The 1,333-nt window shown below is 28.9% G+C and carries 2 protein-coding genes; both read right to left on the minus strand.

Annotated features, from left to right (window positions below):
- The coding region (locus V7266_RS30575; RefSeq protein ID WP_335473036.1) for a hypothetical protein at positions 1-263 on the minus strand (263 nt) is incomplete at its 3' end.
- Positions 260-1,333 (minus strand): DUF262 domain-containing protein (locus V7266_RS30580; RefSeq protein ID WP_335473037.1); only part of this gene is annotated, 1,074 nt, incomplete at its 5' end. The genes V7266_RS30575 and V7266_RS30580, both read right to left, overlap by 4 nt.

Raw genomic sequence — 1,333 nt, forward strand, 5'->3', positions numbered from 1 at the left:
GTATTAATTGTTGGATTACTCGAATTCATTCTTATTTTATTTTCAATAAAATTCTTTACTTGTTGCGATGCATTCTCTTCACATTTATCAGCAATTATTGTTTTTATAGCATATTCAATAATCCCTGACACTCTTATTAGTGCATATTTCGTTATAAAATCTCGACTTTGGTCAAATTTATCAAGGCTTTGTATTTTTTCTTTTATTAATTTTATCTCTTGTTCACAATGAGATATCAGTTCATCAGCTGATGAATTTTTCATTTATATCGGACTCCATATAAAACTTTAGAAGCAAAATCTATTCTGTCATTAATACGATCTACATTTGTAGTTCTGTTTCTTAATAAATCCTGAAAAGCTGTACTCGATAATAATTGTTTTCTTTTTACTTTTAAATCGTCAAAATTAGGGTTTAATTGAGGATTTTTCAAAACGTGATTTGTAGCTATTGCAATTGCATCAAAGACCGTACCGTTAAATCTCGATACACCCTTTTTCGTACTATTTAATGTTGTAAAAGCAACATTTCCAATTCGTTGGTTCAAAAACTCCATAACATTAATAAAATCTTTTTCGAATTCTTTTAGTGTTGTTTCCTTGTTATTTTTTTTGTCCCCCATAAATGTATTTAAAAATTTCTTTAAGGAAATTTGCCCAGTAGGTCTTTCTTTTATCTCTGGCGATTGTAAAGCGAAAAACCTTAAGATAAATTCAATATCTTTCATTCGATCGTCAGATTGAGAAGTTCCAAAAAGTTTTCTCCAGTCATTATTCTTATTTAATTTAATTAGTGTTTTATTAAATTGATTATGGTAAACACAATTTCTAATTTCTTGAGGAGATAAACTTCTTCCTCCTGTATTAATTCTTTCAAAAATTTGATATAAACTTGTATCATTTTCAGCTGGTTGTCTTTGATCAAATATTATGGCATGAATTGTCGTGGTTCTGATTTTACGTTGATCACTTGGTTCAAGTTCTATATATGATTTGCCCCTCCAACGTGGATTAATTTTTTTAGAATTTGAAAGTTTAAATGTTTTTCCATCCTTGAAAATTCCACTGTGAAAATCATAAACACTCATTACTCTTTGGAATCCATCAACAATTAACATTCTATTGTCGGGCATTTTTGCTAAGAAAATACTTGGAATTGGTAAACCAAGGAGTATCGATTCTATAAATCTACTAGCAGTAATTTTATCCCATACATAGTTTCTTTGTATTTCAGGTTTAATTAATTCTTCGTCTTTAAAAAGGGATATTAATTCCCGAAAGGATAGGTCAGCTCCCCATGAATTAATATTATAAATGTCATCATCATACTCTTC

This window comes from Neobacillus drentensis (assembly GCF_036965645.1).
Taxonomy (GTDB): domain Bacteria; phylum Bacillota; class Bacilli; order Bacillales; family Cytobacillaceae; genus Neobacillus; species Neobacillus drentensis_D.